This window comes from Streptomyces sp. NBC_01176, assembly GCF_045039825.1.
Classification (GTDB): Bacteria; Actinomycetota; Actinomycetes; order Streptomycetales; family Streptomycetaceae; genus Streptomyces.
On sequence record NZ_CP108600.1, the window covers coordinates 3,165,615 to 3,184,166 of the forward strand.

At 70.3% G+C, this 18,552-nt stretch carries 13 protein-coding genes; 2 read left to right on the forward strand and 11 right to left on the reverse strand.

All coding sequences use genetic code 11. From position 1 onward, the window contains the following. Positions 1-8: 8 nt before the first annotated feature. The 3 genes from OG199_RS13375 to rpsO all read right to left on the reverse strand — a co-directional run bounded on the left by OG199_RS13375 (position 9) and on the right by rpsO (position 4,240). Complete coding sequence (locus tag OG199_RS13375) at positions 9-1,388, reverse strand: pitrilysin family protein (protein ID WP_356803149.1); 1,380 nt, start codon at positions 1,386-1,388, stop codon at positions 9-11. Next, the gene (locus tag OG199_RS13380) at positions 1,385-3,601 is read right to left on the reverse strand and encodes a polyribonucleotide nucleotidyltransferase (RefSeq protein ID WP_266701869.1); all 2,217 of its coding nucleotides are present in this window, start codon (positions 3,599-3,601) and stop codon (positions 1,385-1,387) included. Before OG199_RS13380 ends, OG199_RS13375 begins: the two co-directional genes overlap by 4 nt. A 351-nt stretch (positions 3,602-3,952) precedes the next feature. After that, positions 3,953-4,240: a 30S ribosomal protein S15 gene (gene rpsO, locus OG199_RS13385; protein WP_037741887.1), complete on the reverse strand. Its 288-nt coding sequence runs from the start codon at positions 4,238-4,240 to the stop codon at positions 3,953-3,955. 265 nt (positions 4,241-4,505) lie between these two features. On the opposite strand from rpsO, the gene OG199_RS13390 reads away from it, so the two are divergent. Beyond that, positions 4,506-4,826: a DUF397 domain-containing protein gene (locus OG199_RS13390; protein WP_266701867.1), complete on the forward strand. Its 321-nt coding sequence runs from the start codon at positions 4,506-4,508 to the stop codon at positions 4,824-4,826. An 83-nt stretch (positions 4,827-4,909) separates the two neighbouring features. Here OG199_RS13390 and eccD read toward each other — a convergent pair whose 3' ends face one another. Next, positions 4,910-6,424: a type VII secretion integral membrane protein EccD gene (gene eccD / locus OG199_RS13395; RefSeq protein WP_405829646.1), complete on the reverse strand. Its 1,515-nt coding sequence runs from the start codon at positions 6,422-6,424 to the stop codon at positions 4,910-4,912. Between the two features lie 395 nt (positions 6,425-6,819). On the opposite strand from eccD, the gene eccCa reads away from it, so the two are divergent. After that, positions 6,820-10,785 carry a type VII secretion protein EccCa gene (gene eccCa / locus OG199_RS13400; RefSeq protein WP_356803142.1) on the forward strand — a complete coding sequence of 1,322 codons (3,966 nt, stop codon included), beginning with the start codon at positions 6,820-6,822 and terminating at the stop codon, positions 10,783-10,785. Between the two features lie 250 nt (positions 10,786-11,035). Here eccCa and OG199_RS13405 read toward each other — a convergent pair whose 3' ends face one another. From OG199_RS13405 to eccB, 7 genes are all read right to left on the reverse strand, one after another. Then, on the reverse strand, positions 11,036-11,338 hold the full coding sequence (locus OG199_RS13405) for a WXG100 family type VII secretion target (protein WP_356803140.1): 303 nt from the start codon (positions 11,336-11,338) through the stop codon (positions 11,036-11,038). Positions 11,339-11,404: 66 nt separating this feature from the next. Next, positions 11,405-11,743, reverse strand: coding sequence for a WXG100 family type VII secretion target (locus tag OG199_RS13410; protein WP_356803138.1), 339 nt, complete (start codon positions 11,741-11,743; stop codon positions 11,405-11,407). A 77-nt stretch (positions 11,744-11,820) separates the two neighbouring features. Continuing rightward, complete coding sequence (locus OG199_RS13415; RefSeq protein WP_405829648.1) at positions 11,821-13,011, reverse strand: S8 family serine peptidase; 1,191 nt, start codon at positions 13,009-13,011, stop codon at positions 11,821-11,823. Between the two features lie 103 nt (positions 13,012-13,114). Next, entirely contained in the window at positions 13,115-14,881 is a 1,767-nt protein-coding gene (locus OG199_RS13420) for a hypothetical protein (RefSeq protein ID WP_405829650.1), read from the reverse strand. Continuing rightward, on the reverse strand, positions 14,881-15,354 hold the full coding sequence (locus OG199_RS13425; RefSeq protein ID WP_401810128.1) for a hypothetical protein: 474 nt from the start codon (positions 15,352-15,354) through the stop codon (positions 14,881-14,883). The genes OG199_RS13420 and OG199_RS13425 overlap by 1 nt, the downstream gene beginning before the upstream one ends. A gap of 234 nt (positions 15,355-15,588) precedes the next feature. Further along, a complete protein-coding gene (gene mycP, locus OG199_RS13430; RefSeq protein ID WP_356803130.1) occupies positions 15,589-16,848 on the reverse strand; it encodes a type VII secretion-associated serine protease mycosin in 1,260 nt (419 codons plus the stop codon). Between the two features lie 18 nt (positions 16,849-16,866). Further along, on the reverse strand, positions 16,867-18,393 hold the full coding sequence (eccB, locus tag OG199_RS13435) for a type VII secretion protein EccB (RefSeq protein WP_405829652.1): 1,527 nt from the start codon (positions 18,391-18,393) through the stop codon (positions 16,867-16,869). Positions 18,394-18,552: the final 159 nt, after the last annotated feature.

Below are 18,552 nucleotides of genomic sequence, written 5' to 3' on the forward strand. Positions count from 1 at the left end.
GACGGGATTTACGCGACCGCTTCGTGCAGACGGGCCGCCTGCTTGTCCTTGAGCGGACCGATGACCGACAGCGACGGCCGCTGTCCCAGGATGTCGTGGGCGATCGAACGGACCTCGTCCGGGGTGACCGACGCTATCCGGGCCAGCATGTCGTCGACGGACATCTGCTCGCCCCAGCACAGCTCGCTCTTGCCGATACGGTTCATCAGCGCGCCGGTGTCCTCCAGGCCGAGGACGGTGGAGCCCTGGAGCTGGCCGATGGCACGGCCGATCTCGTCGTCCGACAGTCCGTGCTCGGCGACGTGGTCGAGCTCGTCGCGGCAGATCTTGAGCACGTCGTGGACCTGGCTCGGCCTGCAGCCCGCGTACACCCCGAAGAGGCCGCAGTCGGCGAAGCCAGAGGTGTACGAGTACACGCTGTAGGCCAGACCGCGCTTCTCGCGGACCTCCTGGAACAGGCGGGAGGACATGCCTCCGCCGAGGGCGGTGTTGAGGACGCCCAGGGCCCAGCGGCGCTCGTCGGTGCGGGCGAGGCCCGGCATGCCGAGGACGACATGGGCCTGTTCGGTCTTGCGACCGAGCAGTTCGACGCGGCCGGCGGTACGGATGGCCCGTCGGCCCTCGCGCGGGGCGATCGGCTCGGCGGTGGCCTCCCGGAGGGCGCCGGCCTTCTCGAAGGCGGCACGGACCTGGCGCACGACCTTGTTGTGGTCGACGTTGCCCGCGCAGGCCACGACCAGATGGGTCGGGTCGTAGTGCTTCTTGTAGAAGCGGCGGATGCGGTCGGCGCCGAGGGCGTTGACCGTGTCGACCGTGCCGAGGACGGGGCGGCCGAGGGGGGTGTCGCCGAGCATGGTGTGCGCGAACAGGTCGTGCACGCAGTCGCCCGGGTCGTCCTCGGTCATCGCGATCTCTTCGAGGATCACACCGCGCTCGGCGTCCACGTCGGCCTGCTCGATCAGCGAGCCGGTGAGCATGTCGCAGACCACGTCGATGGCGAGCGGGAGGTCGGTGTCGAGCACGCGTGCGTAGTAGCACGTGTACTCCTTGGCCGTGAACGCGTTCATCTCGCCGCCGACCGCGTCGATGGCGGACGAGATGTCCAGGGCGGACCTGCGGTTCGTGCCCTTGAAGAGCAGGTGCTCCAGGTAGTGCGTGGCGCCGTTCAGCGTCGGCGTCTCGTCGCGGGAGCCGACGTGCGCCCAGATCCCGAAGGTCGCGGAGCGGACGGAGGGCAGCGTCTCGGTGACGATGCGCAGGCCGCCGGGGAGGGTGGTCTTGCGGACCGTACCGATGCCGTTCTCGCCCTTGATGAGGGTTTGGGTACGGGCGACGGCCCGCGCCTCCGAAGAGGTGCGGGCCGTCGTCGTGGAGCTACGAGACGTCACTGGTCGGTGTCGTCCTTCTTGTCGTCGTCGCCTTCGCCCTCGATCACGGGGATGAGGGAGAGCTTGCCGCGGGAGTCGATCTCGGCGATCTCGACCTGGACCTTCTGGCCCACACCGAGGACGTCCTCGACGTTCTCCACGCGCTTGCCGCCGGCGAGCTTGCGGATCTGCGAGATGTGCAGCAGACCGTCCTTGCCCGGGAGCAGCGACACGAACGCGCCGAAGGTCGTCGTCTTCACGACGGTGCCCAGGTAGCGCTCGCCGACCTCCGGCATGGTCGGGTTGGCGATGCCGTTGATCGTGGCGCGGGCGGCCTCGGCGGCCGGGCCGTCGGCGGCACCGATGTAGATGGTGCCGTCGTCCTCGATCGTGATCTCGGCGCCGGTGTCCTCCTGGATCTGGTTGATCATCTTGCCCTTGGGGCCGATGACCTCACCGATCTTGTCCACGGGGATCTTGACCGTGATGATCCGCGGGGCGTTCGGGGACATCTCGTCCGGCGTGTCGATCGCTTCCATCATCACGTCGAGGATGTGGAGGCGGGCGTCGCGGGCCTGCTTGAGGGCCGCGGCCAGGACGGAGGCCGGGATGCCGTCCAGCTTGGTGTCGAGCTGGAGGGCGGTGACGAACTCCTTGGTGCCGGCGACCTTGAAGTCCATGTCGCCGAAGGCGTCCTCCGCACCGAGGATGTCGGTGAGGGCGACGTAGTGCGTCTGGCCGTCGATCTCCTGGGAGATCAGGCCCATGGCGATACCGGCGACGGGGGCCTTGAGCGGCACACCGGCGTTCAGCAGCGACATGGTGGAGGCGCAGACCGAGCCCATGGACGTCGAGCCGTTGGAGCCGAGCGCCTCGGACACCTGACGGATCGCGTAGGGGAACTCCTCGCGCGTCGGCAGGACCGGCACGATCGCGCGCTCGGCGAGCGCGCCGTGGCCGATCTCGCGGCGCTTCGGGGAGCCGACGCGGCCGGTCTCACCGACGGAGTACGGCGGGAAGTTGTAGTTGTGCATGTAGCGCTTGCGGGTCACCGGGGAGAGGGTGTCCAGCTGCTGCTCCATGCGGAGCATGTTGAGGGTGGTGACGCCCAGGATCTGGGTCTCGCCACGCTCGAACAGCGCCGAGCCGTGCACGCGCGGGATGGCCTCGACCTCGGCGGCGAGCGTACGGATGTCCGTGACGCCGCGGCCGTCGATGCGGACCTTGTCCTTGATGACGCGCTCGCGGACCAGCTTCTTGGTCAGCGCGCGGTACGCGGCGGAGATCTCCTTCTCGCGGCCCTCGAACTGCGGGAGCAGCTTCTCGGCGGCGATCTCCTTGACGCGGTCCAGCTCGGCCTCGCGGTCCTGCTTGCCGGCGATGGTGAGCGCCTGGGCGAGCTCGCTCTTGACCGCGGCGGTGAGGGCCTCCAGGACGTCGTCCTGGTAGTCGAGGAAGATCGGGAACTCGGCGGTCGGCTTGGCGGCCTTCGCGGCGAGGTCCGACTGCGCCTTGCACAGGACCTTGATGAAGGGCTTCGCGGCGTCGAGGCCGGAGGCCACGACCTCCTCGGTCGGCGCCTCGGCGCCACCCTTGACCAGCTGGATCGTCTTGTCGGTGGCCTCGGCCTCGACCATCATGATCGCGACGTCGCCGTCCTCCAGGACGCGACCGGCGACGACCATGTCGAAGACGGCGTCCTCGAGCTCGGTGTGCGTCGGGAACGCGACCCACTGGCCGTTGATCAGCGCGACGCGGACGCCGCCGACCGGGCCGGAGAAGGGCAGGCCGGCCAGCTGGGTGGACGCGGAGGCGGCGTTGATCGCCACGACGTCGTACAGGTGGTCGGGGTTGAGCGCCATGATCGTGGCGACGACCTGGATCTCGTTGCGCAGGCCCTTCTTGAAGGACGGGCGCAGCGGGCGGTCGATCAGACGGCAGGTGAGGACGGCGTCCTCGGAGGGGCGGCCCTCACGGCGGAAGAAGCTGCCGGGGATCTTGCCGGCGGCGTACATCCGCTCCTCGACGTCCACCGTGAGGGGGAAGAAGTCGAGCTGGTCCTTGGGCTTCTTGGAAGCGCTGGTGGCCGACAGCACCATGGTGTCGTCGTCCAGGTACGCCACGGCGGAGCCGGCGGCCTGCTTGGCCAGGCGGCCCGTCTCGAAGCGGATGGTGCGGGTGCCGAAGGAACCGTTGTCGATAACGGCCTCGGCGTAGTGGGTCTCGTTCTCCACTAGCGTTTTCTCCTCGTCTTCGTCCCGTCCTGCCCGTGTGGCAGGGGGACGGTGGCGGAGAAGCGCTCCGTCTGGTGCGGGCCGGTCTTCGATCGAAGCACCCGGGGTCTCATTCTCCCGGGGGCCACTACCGAGGACCGGCGGCGGCGAGGTGCGCTTCTCCTCGTTCGTTTGTCGTGACGGTCCCTACCCGGCGGGTGGGGCGTCGTCACGCTGTGTCGTACGTGCTGTGTCCTGCGTGTGTCCTTGTGCTACCACACTACAAAGCGTCGGTGACACTCCGCACGTACAGGGCACGTACAGCAAAAGGAGCGGCTCCCAAGAGGTGGGAACCGCTCCCTTCACGGCGTCTTACTTGGCGCCCGCCGCACCGCGGCGGATGCCCAGGCGGTCGACCAGCGCACGGAAGCGCTGGATGTCCTTCTTGGCCAGGTACTGCAGCAGCCGGCGGCGCTGACCGACCAGGATCAGCAGACCACGACGGGAGTGGTGGTCGTGCTTGTGGGTCTTGAGGTGCTCGGTCAGGTCCGAGATGCGGCGCGAGAGCATGGCGACCTGGACCTCGGGGGAGCCGGTGTCGCCCTCCTTCTGACCGAACTCGCTGATGATCTGCTTCTTCGTAGCGGCGTCGAGCGACACGCGTACTCCTCGTAGTCTTTGATGTGCCACCGAGTGCCCCTGGTCCACATCTCAGGGGAGCTTCCGTTACTCGGGAGGCGGGGATCCGCTGGGCGCGGCCTCCAGAGCCATGGGCTCCGGGGGTGCGTACACGAACGGCCGTCACACAGCGTACCAGCCTGGCCGGATGCGTCCGCCCCGGTCCCGGAACCTCACGGGCGACGCCGGTCCGGCCACTAGGGTGACGGCAGAGGTCAACCGTACGTGGGGAAGGGGCCGTCCGAACATGGCCGAGGCAGCAGCGGACAGGGACGTCGACGTCAGGGACGCGGACGTCAGGGCGCGCAAGGAGCGGGAGCGCGACGAGCTCTACGCGCTCGACATCTCGGACGTCGAGTGGCAGAGCGCGCCGGGCACGGAGGAGCACGAGGAGCGGGTCGAGATCGCATACCTGCCCGCGGGTGCGGTGGCCATGCGTTCGTCGCTCGACCCGGAGACGGTCCTGCGCTACACGGAGGCGGAGTGGCGGGCCTTCGTGCTGGGGGCCCGGGACGGCGAGTTCGATCTGGAGCCGGCGCCGCACAACGGCGGCCTCGCGGCGGAGTAGCCCGCGCGGACGGCGGAGAGGGCGGTCGGCCGGTGGGCCGACCGCCCTCTTCTTTCTCTGTCGCCGACGGGACGCGTGGCCGGTCAGCCCGTCATCGAGCGGGCCGTGCCGTAGACGTCGAAGACCGCGAGGGCCAGCGGGATCAGGGTGAGCAGCACGAAGCTCTCGGCGATCTCCAGGAAGCGGCCCCAGAACGGGGTGAGGCCTCCGCGCGGCAGGATCAGGCCGAGCGCGGTGACCAGCCCGGCCGCCGCCGCGATCGCCGCGACGAGCCAGATCGTACGGATGTCCAGGTCCGCGCGGTCTCCGGCGAGGGCGTCGCGCACCAGGGAGTGCGGCGGGTGGAGCGCCAGGCCGAGGCCGAGCAGGACGAGGGCGCCGAGGCCCGCGCCCAGCACGGGAGCGACCTGCGCGGTGTAACGGAAGAGGTGGGCCCGCATCAGGAGGGCGACGCCGGTCGCGAACGCGAGCAGCTGTCCCCAGAGGTCGTCGGAGAAGCCGAGCACCGCCGAGGCGCCGACGGCGAGCAGCGCGCACCCGCCGACGAGGCCGACGAGGAGTTCGTGGCCGCGGCGGGTCTGTGCCTCGATGCGCCCGGCGTCGACGGGCTCCGGAGGGGCGGGCTCGGCGCCGTACGCGCTGCGCGGGGTGGCGTTCGGGGGGTCGAAGCCGATCGGGATGCGGGCGAAGCGCATGGACATGCCCGGCAGGAAGGCGAGGGCTCCGACGGCGACCGGTGCGCAGAGCGCGGCGGTCTCGGTGGGCGTCCAGTGCACGAGCAGGGCCACGAACACGGTGACCAGGCCGATGGCGGAGGCGAACACGAAGGCGACGAACGGGCCGTCCCCACGCGGCGAGCACAGCGTCAGGATCACCGACGCGACCAGGACCGCGGCGCAGGCCAGCAGGAACTGCAGCTTGCCGATGCCCTCGCCGTGCGCGACCGCGAGCAGCCCGGAGCCGGCGACGCCCACGTTCGACAGCGCGCCGAGCCCGAGCGCGACCGCGGAGGCGCGGTCGTCGTAGATGCGGGCGCGGATCGCCGCGAGGACGACCAGGAGCACGCCGGTGACGCCCGCGAGGATGCCGGGCAGGCTGTGCATGTCGTGGCGGGGATCGGCGGTCCAGGCCACGAAGGCGAGCAGTGTCGGCAGCACGGCGCCGCCGACGAGCCCGGCGGCCCGTGTCAGGTCGCCGCTCCACAGGCTGCGTTCGCGGGTCACCGCGGACGCGACGGCCTCGGAGACGTCGTCGAAGACGGCGGGCGGCAGCGACTCGGAGAAGGGGCGCAGGGTGAGGAGTTCGCCGTCGAGGATCCGCTGGGCGGCGAAGGAGCGCGAGCTGTCGAGGACGGCTCCGTCGCGGCGTACGAGGTGGTAGCCGACCGGGGCGCCCTCGGCGGGGCTCTGCTGGGAGAGCCGCAGGATCTCCGGGTAGATGTCGGCGACGGGGATGTCGTCGGGAAGTGCCACGTCGATCCGGCTGTCGGGCGCGACGATGGTGACCCGGCAGAAGCCCAGGCCGGTGCCCGCCCCCTGGAGGGCTCCCGGGCCCGGCCCTCCGGCTCCGGTGTTTGTCGCGGAGGCCGTCATGCTCACCTGCTGCTCCCCCTCAGTGATGGTCCTGCGTCTGCGGTGGTTCCGGGTCTTCGGCGGTTCGGCTTCCGCGGTGGTTCCGCGGCTGCGGTGGTTCTGCGTCCGCCGTGTGAAGGTCCTGCGTCTCTTTGCTCCGCGCGCCGGGCCGGCTGTGCGGCGAGGCGGCGGAAAGCGGCCCGTGCGACCGGAGCGAAGGCCCCACACACCTCCACATCGCGCGAAATGCCCTGATTCTCCGGCCCTGTTCACGTGTGCTCACGCGAACATCCGGCACCTTACCGCCCACCCGTCTCCTGTGACCTCAGCGGGAAGTCAGTAGGATCGCGCGGCGGCCTCCGCCCGCCTGACACGGGGCGGCGGGCGGAAGACCCTGGGGCCGGCAAGGGAATTGGTGAGCAGTGAGCCAAATCATCGTCAAGCGCCCGCCCAGGGCGCTGCCGTCCGAAGTACCGACCAACGAGGTCGTCCTGCAGCCACCGCCGGAGCTTCCGCGCGGGCATCAGGAGAGCGTCCTCATGCAGCTGTTGCCGACGCTCGGCATGGGCGGCTCGGTGGTCTTCTTCTTCACCAACGGGCAACCGTTCATGAAGATCATGGGCATGGTGATGATCGCGTCGACGGTGGCCATGTCCATCGCGATGGTGGTCCGCTTCCGTCGCGGCTCCCAGGGGCAGTTGGCGGACATGCGCCGCGACTACCTGAGCTATCTGTCGCAGACCCGGCGGGCCGCGATGGACACGGCGCGGGCACAGCGCGACGCCCAGTACTACCAGCACCCCTCCCCCGAGCAGCTGTGGGCGCTGGTCGCCGAGGGCAGCCGGGTGTGGGAACGGCGGCCCGGCGACGAGGACTTCGCCCAGGTGCGCATCGGCCTCGGCCCGCAGTCCCTGGCGACCCCGCTGGTCTCTCCCGACACCGGGCCGGTCGACCAGCTGGAGCCGCTGACGGCGGGGGCCATGCAGCGTTTCGTGGCCACCCACAGCGTCCTGGACGCCCTGCCGATGGCGGTCTCGCTGCGTGCCTTCTACCACGTGACGGTCAGCGGCGACCCGCGGTCCGTCCGTGCTTCGGCGCGCGCCCTGACCGGCTCGCTGGCCTCACTGCACTCCCCCGAGGACCTGATGATCGTGGTCGCGGCGGGGCGCGAGGAGCTGCCGCACTGGGAGTGGGCGAAGTGGCTGCCGCACGCGCAAGCGTCCGCCGCGGTGGACGGCGCGGGCAGCCGACGGCTGATCGGTGCGGACACCCGGGAACTGGAGGACCTGCTGGCCACCCGGCTGACCGGGCGTCCGCGCTTCCATCCGGGCGCCACCCCGCTTCCCGACGAGCCGCACGTCGTCGTCGTGCTCGACGGTCTGTCGCTGCCGCCGGACTCCGTCCTGGCCACCCCGGAGGGGCTGCAGGGGGTGACGGTCGTCGAGGTCGTGCCCGGTGAGCTCTCCGGAGCCCGCGGCGACCTCTCCATCGTCGTACAACCGCACGCGCTGCACCTGGAGTCGGGGCACGGCCTCGTCTACGAGGGCACGCCGGACGTCCTCTCGTATGAGTCCGCGGAGGCGCTGGCGCGGCAACTGGCGCCGCTGCGCATGGCCTCGGGCGGGGACGACGACGAACCGCTGCTCGCCAACCTGGAGTTCACGGATCTGCTGAGCCTCGGTGACGCCGCCTCGGTGGACACCAAGCGCACCTGGCGGCCGCGTTCGCTCGCCGAGCGGCTGCGGGTGCCGATCGGTGTCGGCGAGGACGGCCGGCCCGTGATGCTGGACCTCAAGGAGGCCGCGCAGGAGGGCATGGGTCCGCACGGGCTGTGCGTGGGCGCGACGGGTTCCGGCAAGTCGGAACTGCTGCGCACCCTGGTGCTCGGTCTCGCGGTGACGCACTCCTCCGAGACGCTGAACTTCGTCCTCGCGGACTTCAAGGGCGGCGCCACCTTCGCGGGCATGGCGCAGATGCCGCACGTCGCGGCCGTCATCACCAACCTGGCGGACGACCTGACGCTGGTCGACCGCATGGGCGACTCGATCCGCGGTGAGCTCAACCGCCGCCAGGAGATGCTGCGCGACGCGGGCAACTACGCGAACATCCACGACTACGAGAAGGCGCGCGCCGCGGGCGCCCCCCTCCAGCCGATCCCCTCGCTCGTCCTGGTGATCGACGAGTTCAGCGAACTGCTCACCGCCAAGCCCGACTTCATCGAGATGTTCGTGCAGATCGGCCGCATCGGCCGGTCGCTCGGCGTGCACCTGCTGCTGGCCTCGCAGCGCCTGGAGGAGGGCCGGCTGCGCGGGCTGGAGACGTATCTCTCGTACCGCGTCGGTCTGCGGACGTTCTCCGCCGCCGAGTCCCGCGCGGCACTGGGTGTCCCCGACGCCTACGAACTGCCGAACGTCCCCGGTTCCGGCTTCCTGAAGTTCGGCACCGACGAGATGGTGCGCTTCAAGGCGGCGTACGTCTCCGGGGTGTACCGCACGGGTCCGGCGCAGGCCGCGCTCGGCGGGGCGCTGCCGGTCGACCGGCGGCCGGTGCTGTTCACGGCGGCGGAGGTGCCGGTGCAGTACGTGGCCGTGCCCCAGCAGCGCCCGGCGGCTACGGCGGAGACGGACGACGCCCTCGCCGACACCGTGCTCGACGTGATCGTGCGCCGGCTGGAGGCGCAGGGCCCGGCCGCCCACCAGGTGTGGCTGCCGCCGCTGGACAGCCCGCCGTCGTTGGACGGGCTGCTGCCGGGACTGGCCGCCGTACCGGGGCGCGGGCTCACCCAGCCCGGCTACGAGGGGGCGGGGCGGCTCGTCGTGCCCGTCGGCCTCGTCGACAAGCCGTACGAGCAGCGCCGCGACCCGCTGTGGGTCGACTTCTCCGGCGCGGCGGGCCACATGCAGATCATCGGCGGCCCGCAGTCGGGCAAGTCGACGCTGCTGCGCTCGCTGATCGCCTCCTTCGCCCTCACGCACACCCCGCACGAGGTGCAGTTCTACGGCCTCGACTTCGGCGGCGGCGGTCTGGCGGCCGTCGCGGGGCTCCCGCACGTCGGCGGTGTCGCCTCGCGTCTGGACCCGGAGAAGGTGCGGCGTACGGTCGCCGAGGTGTACGGCGTCATGACCCGGCGCGAGGAGTACTTCCGTTCCTCCGGCATCTCCTCGATCGCCGAGTACCGTACGAAGCGGGCGCGCGGCGACATCTCCGTGACCGACCAGCCGTGGGGGGACGTCTTCCTCGTCATCGACGGCTGGGGCAACTTCCGTGGCGACTACGAGGCGGCGGAGGGTGTCGTCCTGGACATCGCCGCGCGTGGTCTCGGTTACGGCATCCACCTGGTGCTGACCGCGTCCCGGTCGATGGAGGTCCGGGCGAACCTCAAGGACCACCTGATGAACCGCCTGGAGCTGCGCCTCGGTGACACCATGGACTCCGAGCTGGACCGCAAGGTGGCCGCGAACGTCCCGACCGGGGTGCCCGGACGCGGCCAGTCGCCGCAGAAGCTGCACTTCATGGGGGCCGTCCCGCGTATCGACGGCCTGACCTCCGACACGGACCTCGCCGACGCGACGGCCGCGCTCGCGGCGGAGGTCTCCCGGCACTGGCAGGCGCCCGGCGCCCCCGAAGTCCGTTTGCTGCCGCGCGAGTTCCCGGCCGAGCAGCTGCCGTCCGGCGGGAGTTTCCCGCGCCGGGGCGTCGCCTTCGCGCTCGACGAGGACAACCTCGAACCCGTCTACGTCGACTTCGAGCAGGACCCGTTCTTCCTCGTCTACGGCGAGAGCGAGTCCGGCAAGTCGAATCTGCTGCGGCTGCTGATCAAGCAGCTCACCGAGCGCTATCCCGGCGACGACTGCAAACTCTTCGTCGTCGACAACCGGCGTTCGCTGCTGGACGTCACCCCGGCCACCCACCTCGCCGAGTACATCCCGATGTCCAACGCCATGGACCACCACATGGCGGCGCTGGTCGACCTGATGCAGCGCCGCACCCCCACGGCGGAGGTCACGGCGCAGCAGCTGCGGGAGCGGAGCTGGTGGCGGGGGCCGACGGTGTACGTCGTCATCGACGACTACGACCTCGTCTCCACGTCCGGCGGCAACCCGCTGAGCGGTCTGACGGAACTGCTGCCGTTCGCGCGGGACGTGGGCGTGCGGTTCATCATCGCCCGGTCCACGGCGGGCGCGGGGCGTGCCTCGTACGAGCCCTTCATGCAGCGGATGAAGGAGCTGGGCGCGCAGGGTGTGGTGCTCGCCGGTGATCCGGGCGAGGGCGACATCCTCGGCGGGGTGCGCCCCCGGCCGATGCCTGCCGGGCGGGGCGTCTTCGTGTCGCGCCGGCGGGGGAAGCCGTTGGTGCAGACGGGGCTGGTGCCGGAGGGGACGTACTGACCGGCGGGTGCTGACCGGGCACGGGTTGCCGGCACGGGCTACCGGCACCGGGCGCGGGTTGCCGGTCACCGGCACGGGCTACCGGCGGCACGGGTCATCGTCACGGGGGCCCGGACGGCGAACGGCGGCGAGGGGGGCGGGTGTTCCGCTCTCCTCGCCGCTCGTGTGCGGAGCCCCGCCGCGACGGGGGTACGGAACGGGGTGGGCACCTCCCGTGCGTGCCCACCCCGGTCGTCCGTACCGCCTGGTCCTACTGGAAGTAGCTGGCTCCCTTGAGGTCGCCGCCCCGGTAGTCACCGCCGGCCTGGTGGACCTTCTGCGAGATGGACAGCAGCGCCTGGTGAACGGCGGTGGCGTGGTTGTCCCACTCCTTCGACTGCGCGTGAAACGCGTCGTACGCCTCGCCGCCCCAGCCTTCCGCCGCGTCGAGGACGGCCTGCTTGAGCGCTCCGAGGTCTTCCTCGAGCTTCTTGGCCTGGTTGCCGAGTTCCGTGGTGAGCGCGTCCAGGGTGCCGTACTTGACGGCAAGGTCCTGGTAGTGGACGCCGGACATGTTTCCTCATCTCCTTGACGATTTCGGACGGACCTCGCGGTCCGGGGAACGATGCGGCTCAGCGCGTCAGTAGCTGTTGAGCGCCGAGGTCTTGCCGCCGAGGTCCACCTGGATGTTGGAGATCGTCGAGTGGAGTTCGCCCTCGAGCTTCGTCTTGTCCGACTTGGTGAGGTGCAGGTTCTCGAGGAACCGGTCGAGCATCCGGCCGATCTGGGCCATGTTGTCGTTGATCTCGGTCTGCTTCTTGTTGAAGGCGTTGGCGCCGACACCCGTCCAGTTGGCCTCGATCATGTCGATGGTCCCCTGGAGAGCGGCGAGTTGCTTCTTGATGGACTCGTACCGGTCCAGGACGTTCGTCTGGAGTTTCTGTACCCGGTCGTCGTCGAACTTGCGGCCGTCGGCCATGTCCGCACTCCCTTTCGTGGGTTGTGGTTCGTCTTTCTTGCGCGCACGTCACCGAGTGGTCCGGACGTGCGGGGTGGTCATGCGCGGCGCCGTGAACGGAGCACCGCGTAAGCGCCTCCTCCGACCACCAGCACGGCCGCGACGCCCCCGAGAACCACCCACAGGGTGTTCCCGCCGGACGACTCCGCGCTCGATCCTGCCGCCGAAGTCCGGTCGCCAGTAGTGGTTTTCGGGGGCTGTGACGCGGTTGACGCGGTGGCGGAGGGGGAGGCGTCGGTCACGCCCGTCCCGTTCTCGTAGCTGAGCGGGTCGGTCTTGGCCGGGCCGGGGTCGATGCCGGTGTCCTCCAGCACCTTGCGGGGCCGGATGAGGCCGTATCCGAGGTAGTTGCTCGGCTCGTTCTTCGGCCAGTCGCGTCCCGCGGTGTCTATGAGACTCCCGAGGACCTGGTTGGCCGTCCAGTCGGGGTGGGCGGACCAGATGAGGGCGGCGGAGGCGGAGGTGATGGCGGTGGACATACTCGTTCCCACGCCGGGGCAGTACGACTTGAACGTCGCGTCGCACCAGGTGGGCACGTCGAGGCCGGGGGCCGCGAGGTCGACGTAGTTGCCGTGCTCCGAGAACTTCCCGACCTTCCCGGTCTTGTCCGCGGCAGCGACTCCGACGACGAACGGATACGAGGCCGGGTACCCGATCAGGTTGAACTTCTCCGCGTTGTTGCCAGTGCCGGCGATCAGCAACTTGCCCTTCGAATAGGCGTACTTGACGGCCGCTTCTTCATCCGGGTCACTGGCCGGACTGCCGTACGACATGTTGATGATCTTGGCGTCGCTGTCGGCGGCCGCCCTGATCGCCATGGCCGAGGTCGAGGTCTTCTTCTGCTCCGCCTCGCCCTTCAGATCCTTGGTCACGATCCGGTACGGCACGATCTTCGCCCCCGGGGCCAGACCTTTCAGACCGCCTCCGGCGCCTGTACCGGCGATCAGTTCGGCCATGCTCGTCCCATGGCCCGAGTAGTCCTGCGTGACGTGGTACGAGAGGGCCTTCGGTACCTCGTCGACCAGTACCTGCCCCTTGAGCGAGGGGGTCTCGGGGTTGACGCCCGAGTCGATCACGGCGACCTTCACGCCCTTGCCCGTGCTCACCTTCCACATCTCGTCGGCCTTCATCGGCCCCAGGTACCACTGCTGCGACTGGACGTCATCGGCTGCCGCGCTCGGAGCCAACCCGGCCGACAGAACGACCACCGCGCCCAGCGCTGCGCACACGGAGGACACCCGCCTCCTGCCACGCCCCACGGAGGTAGCGGTCCGCCTGCCATCTCGGCTGATCCCTGACACCATGCCTCTGTCTGTCCTCGCTCGTATCCGGTCAGTCTGTCGTCGGCGGCACATCGCGCCGCGGGTCCTCACGCGAACGTGTCTCGTCCTCGGCATCGTCATCGTTCGGTCGCTCCCGACGTGACGCGCTCCTGCCACGTGCGGGATCTGGAGCCTGCTTGCCCCCTGGGCCCCGCACCAAGCCGGTGCCACCGGAGGTGAACCCCTTGTTCTTCGCTCCGGAGGTCCGGCCCCTGGGTGCCCCGACCACGCCGTCAGAGTTGCTGGTGGATCGGCGGGGCGTCTGTCCTGGCCCCGCACCTCTGGTCTGGTGGGGAGCTCCGATCACACCCCGCTGACCGAGCCTGTCTCCGGACGCGGGTGATTCAGCCGTGCCCTTGCCGCCGACGACCGTGCCGCGCGGCAATCGGGAACTCGGTTTACCGGGCGTCGCCGCCGTGCTGGGCTTCCCGCCGACAACACCATTGGCACGTCCCGTACTTGTGGCTCCTGTGGCACCAGGACGCCCGCCCGGCACGTTGCCGGCTCGTCCGGCTGGCGTGCCTCCGGTCCTCGGCATCCCGCCGGTGACGCTCCGTCCCATCGGCGGCTTGCCCGTGGCCGATCCGACGCCACGTGCCCCGGCCTGACCGGTGGTGGCGGCGCGTCCGGCCTGTCCCAGCGGGCCGCGTCCGGCCACCTTGCCCGCCGTTCCGCCGGGGTTGGTTCCGACGCGTCCCTGTGTCGAGAGCGGTGACCTCGGCCCGTTCGCTCCGCCCGATCCCGGGACACGTCCGACCGGGCCCCCGAAGACAGGAGGTACTGGGCCGGTGTTGATGACGGGAACGTTCCCCGCGGGGCTTCCGCCCGGCCCGGTCGCCGACGGAGGCACGGCGGGCAGCTGGTGAACGGTGTCCTGCGGCAGAGTGCCGACGCTGTCGACCTCCGTCCCGACGACGGGCAGGTCCGGTCGCGAGATCGGGTCGTCCACGTGCGCGGAGGAGTGCGGTGGGATCTCCGCCGGGTGCCGGGTCTCCACCGTCGTCCGGGTGACCGAGTGGTGCTCGGAGCCGGATTCGCTCGTCGTCCGCAGCGAACCGTCTCCTGAACCCCCGTCCTCCCTGCCCTTGATGGTCCCAGGAGCCGGCTTCGGCACCCCCACCCCCGGCATCGGCTCGAACACCGGCGGCTGTTGGGCCGCCAGCGTCTCCTCCGAGACCGCGTAGAACGACGACAACCGGTTCATCTGGTTGATCGCCTCTTGACGGTGGTCCTCGGCCTTCACCGCCGCCGCGTACTCGTGGTTGCCCTCGACCCGCTTGGGTACCGGGATGTCGGCGACCGTCTTGGGGGCGAGCCGGGCGTCGCGCGGCGGCATGGACTTGCGTACGGACGCCAGTCCCGTGGCCGCCGCGGTGATCTGCGTGCCCGCGACCTCCGCGAAGGTGGCGAGGTCACGCGCGTGGGTGACGAGGTTGCCGCCCCACGTACGGAACGCGCTGCCCGCCTCACCGTCCCAGTCGACCCGGCCGATGTGGCCGCTCAGTTCCTCGGCGGCGTCGTTGATGGCGTCCCTGGCGTCCCACAGGGCCTTGCCCGCGGTCTCCAGGTGCTCGGGGTTCGCGGACTCGACCATGTCGACCATGTCGTTGAGCTCGTGGCCCTCGAAGTTGGTCTTGCCGAAGAAGCGGACACCGCCACCGAGAAAGGTGTGGTTGAGCATCTCGGACACGGCGTTGGTCGCGTCGATGACGCCGACCTGCTGGTTCACGTGCTCCAGGTCGGCCTTGTGGTCCGGCTTGTTCTTCTCGTCACCCATCAGTACCCGGCCTCGGACTTGGTGTCGTCGGAGCGCTTCTCCTCGGGCTTGCCGTGCTTCGCGGCCTCGGCGGCGGCCTTCTCGCGCTGCGCCTGTTCCTGCTCATGGCGCACCTGCGTCTGGATCTCCCAGAAGCGGTGCCGGAGCTCCTCCTCGAGGTTGTCGAAGCCGACGTCCGCGCCGTGCACGGCGATCCGGAGCGCCTCGATCTGCAACCCGAGGGACTTGGAGAGCGTGGTGAGACGCTCGTGGACGCGCTCGTACTGCGTGTGGAGGCCCTTGGCCTCGCCGAAGTCGCCCCGGCCGCAGAACGATGCCTGCGAGATGGTGTGGGCGCCCACCTTCGTCGCGCTGCCCGGTGAACCCTCGAAGTTCGAGAGCACGCCGTCCACGCGCTTCTTGAAGGTCGTCAGCGCCTCCATGCCACGCCTCAGGTCGGCGCCCCCACTGCCACCCATGTCCGCAGGAAGCACGATGCTTTCCCTCCCCGTTGTCGTCGCCTGCCCGGGGATACCGCGCCCCCGAGCGTTCCTGTCTGCAACGCAACCACTCTAGTCAATTCATGTGACAGCCCCAACTGCCTTATGCAGCAGCTCTGCTACTACTGTGCGAGGCTTCACTCCTCCTTCACCATGCCCGGTGCACCACGATGATCACTCCCGCAACGCGAGGCTAGACGTGCAACGGGCCGCCGGGCATGAGTACTTCTACTCAGTCCCCGGGATCCGGTGCCCACGTCGGCGCGCGTCCCGTATCGCCACCGCGCCCCCGGCCAGCCCCGCGACCAGCACCACCGCGCCCACCGCCACGTACGTCGCCAGACGGGCGTTGCGTTCGTCCGGGGTCTCGCCCAGTTGCAGGGCGGCCGGGGCCGGGGCCTCCGCCTTGGAGAGACCCTCCCGGGGATCGGGGGACTGCAGGGGGTGGTCGTCCTCGGTCAGGGCACGGACCGGGTCGACGACGCCCCAGCCGACCAGCCGGTCGTGGCCGGGCACGGAGCGTTCCGCGGTCTGTTCGATCTGCGCCACGATCTCGCGCGGGGTCCAGTCCGGGTGCTTGGCCTTGATCAGGGCCGCGACGCCGGCCACGTACGGGGCCGAGAAGCTGGTGCCGTTGTCCGAGCAGTGGCCGCCCTTGGGGACGGTGGAGATCATGTCCACACCCGGTGCGGCGACGTCGACGAAGTCGCCGGACTGGGAGAAGGACGCGCGTTCGTTGTTGCGGTCCGAGGCCGCGACGGCCAGGACGCCGGCGTACGACGCCGGATAGGTCCTCTTGACGTTGCCTCCCAGGCCGTCGTTGCCCGCGGAGGCGACCACCACGACGTTCGCGTTCAGCGCCTCGTCCACCGCCCGTCTCAGGTCCGGGTCGGGCTCCACCGCGTTGGAGGTGTCCTGGGAGATGTTGATGACACCGGCCTTGGCCTTGACCGCGTGACGGATCGCCTGCGCCAGGGTCCCCGCCGTGCCGTGGCCCTCGGCGTCGTTCTGTTCGAGCGGGATGATCGTCGCCTCGGGGGCCAGGCCCACGAATCCGGTCTTCGGGGCGGGCCTGGCCGCGATGATGCCCGCGACGCGGGTGCCGTGGCCGACGGTGTCCGTCGTGCCGTTCTCCTTGCCGCGCGGGATCGGATCCCCGTTGTCGTCCTTCAGCTTCTTGGGCAGGAAGTTGTGTCCGGCGGCCGTGTCCACCGCGTGGGTGAGCTGCGGGTTCTGCACGTCCACACCCGTGTCGATGACGGCCACGCGTACTCCCTTGCCTTTGGACTGGCTCCACAGTTCGTCCAGGAGGACGCGTTGCAGGGCCCAGGGGCGGCCCGCGTACATCTTGCTCGGGAAGGTGCACTGGTCGGTGGACGAGTCCGCGGTCGCCGCCGGCGCGAGGGCGGTGGTGGCGGCGAAGGCGGTCAGTGTCGCGGCGACGAGGGCCGCGGCACGCGGAGACCTCGCGGCGGGCGCGTACGGCATGGACTGACCCCCGAGTCCCTAGGAGCCCTGCGGCTGGCGGGCCGCCGACGTCGACAGACGGGGGCCGGTGGACAGGAACGAGGACCACGAGACGGGGATCGGCGCCGGATCCACGTCGGAGTAACCCAGGCTGGTCTGGGCCAGTTTGGCCTCCTGCTCCAGCTGCTTGCGGTCCTTGGCCGTGGTACCGATGCCCGCGTCGTCCGTGGCGCTGTCGTCGTTGGACTGCATCGCGTAGCGCAGGCCGGTGTCGGTCACCAGGAAGACACCGCCCGCCCTGGTCTCCTCGCCCTGGAACTGGCGGTAGAGCTGACCGGAGCCGGGGGTGACGTACGCGCTGGTGGAGCCGGTCGGGAGGGGGGCCGGGAAGTCGGTGCCCGCCCAGGTGCTGAGCGTCGTCGTGCCCTTGTCCTTGTCGACGCCCCGCAGGACGTTGCAGACGGTGTTGCGGCTGCCCTGCCCGGTGCCCGCCTCGTTGACGGTCGACGGGGACTCCGCCGGCCAGTCGTAGTCGGCGGCGAACTCCCCCGAGTCCGGGGTGAAGTCGGAGACCCGGACGTCCAGCGCGTCGGTCTGGTTGAGGCTTCCCAGGTCAGGGCTGCTGAGCAGCAGCTTCTCGGTGAAGTCCGAGACGGGCACCACCTTGCCCGGTTCGACGACGTAGTACTGGTCCCGGTCGCCGTTCGGTGCCCTGAGCAGCATGCCGACCTTGTCCGCCGCGGCGGGCAGACCGCCCCCGACGCCGGCGTCGGTGCCGACGTGCCCCTCGACCTTCGGGAAGATGATCGGGTCGCCCTGGTGCAGGGTCTCCAGCCACTCCTGGGAAACCCGTTGGGGTTCCCGGCCGGAGCCGACCAGGGTGCGCAGCAGGAACTCGTCCTTCCTGTCCACCTCGTAGGACTTGCCGTGCGCGTCCACGATGTAGCGGGTCCTGTCCGGCCCGACGACGTACAGCAGATCGCCGCCGCGCAGCTTCTGCCGACTTCCCTCGGTCTTGTCCATGTCGCGGGAGGCGAGGACGAAGGCGGCCTTCTGGATGGACCTGCCGCCCGCGCTCGGACGTTCGCAGACGGCCCAGCGCTTCGCGGAGCCCGCCTCCGAGGCCGCGGGCAGACGGTCGGGCGCGTAGGGGATGCCGATCGTGACACCGCGCGGGATGGTGCCCTTGTCGAGGATCGACTCGTCGACGGTGACGACCTCCCCCTTGCCCGTCTTGAGGAGGAGCTTCGCGGACGCCATGTTGAGGACCGGGTGCAGCTGCACCTTGCCGTCGGTCCTGAGCACCACGTAGCGGGTGGTGGAGTCGCTGGCGATGATCACCTTCTCGCCGACGGTGTCCCAGCCCTGCGGGGCCGTCGGTTTGAACATCCCCCACGCCCCGAACGCGGCCAGGATGACGACCCCGACGATGGTGCCCGGCAGCACGGCGCGCAACGGGCGCGGTGCCCCTTCCTCCGAGCCGTCCGGAGACGACTGGACGAAGAACGCGAGCATGCGGCGCTTCGCGAAGGTGTAGGCGTTGAGCTGGTCCCGCCGAGATGCCATGTGTGCCTGTGTCTCCCCGTGTCTCGCCCTGCCCGCGCTCGGGGGTCCCGTCCCCCGCCCTCCGTTGTCGGACCGGCCCCCTACTATGCCTGCTAAGGGAGCGGCCCGGTGGTGCGGGTAGGGTATCGGCGCCTCAAGGGCCCTATGTGGTGGCCTTGT

Coding starts and splice junctions, on each gene's coding strand:
- OG199_RS13390 (WP_266701867.1), top strand. CDS start 4,506: ATGGCCGAGGCAGCAGCGGACAGGGACGTCGACGTCAGGGACGCGGAC.
- OG199_RS13405 (WP_356803140.1), bottom strand. CDS start 11,338: ATGTCCGGCGTCCACTACCAGGACCTTGCCGTCAAGTACGGCACCCTG.
- OG199_RS13410 (WP_356803138.1), bottom strand. CDS start 11,743: ATGGCCGACGGCCGCAAGTTCGACGACGACCGGGTACAGAAACTCCAG.
- OG199_RS13420 (WP_405829650.1), bottom strand. CDS start 14,881: ATGGGTGACGAGAAGAACAAGCCGGACCACAAGGCCGACCTGGAGCAC.
- mycP (WP_356803130.1), bottom strand. CDS start 16,848: ATGCCGTACGCGCCCGCCGCGAGGTCTCCGCGTGCCGCGGCCCTCGTC.
- eccB (WP_405829652.1), bottom strand. CDS start 18,393: ATGGCATCTCGGCGGGACCAGCTCAACGCCTACACCTTCGCGAAGCGC.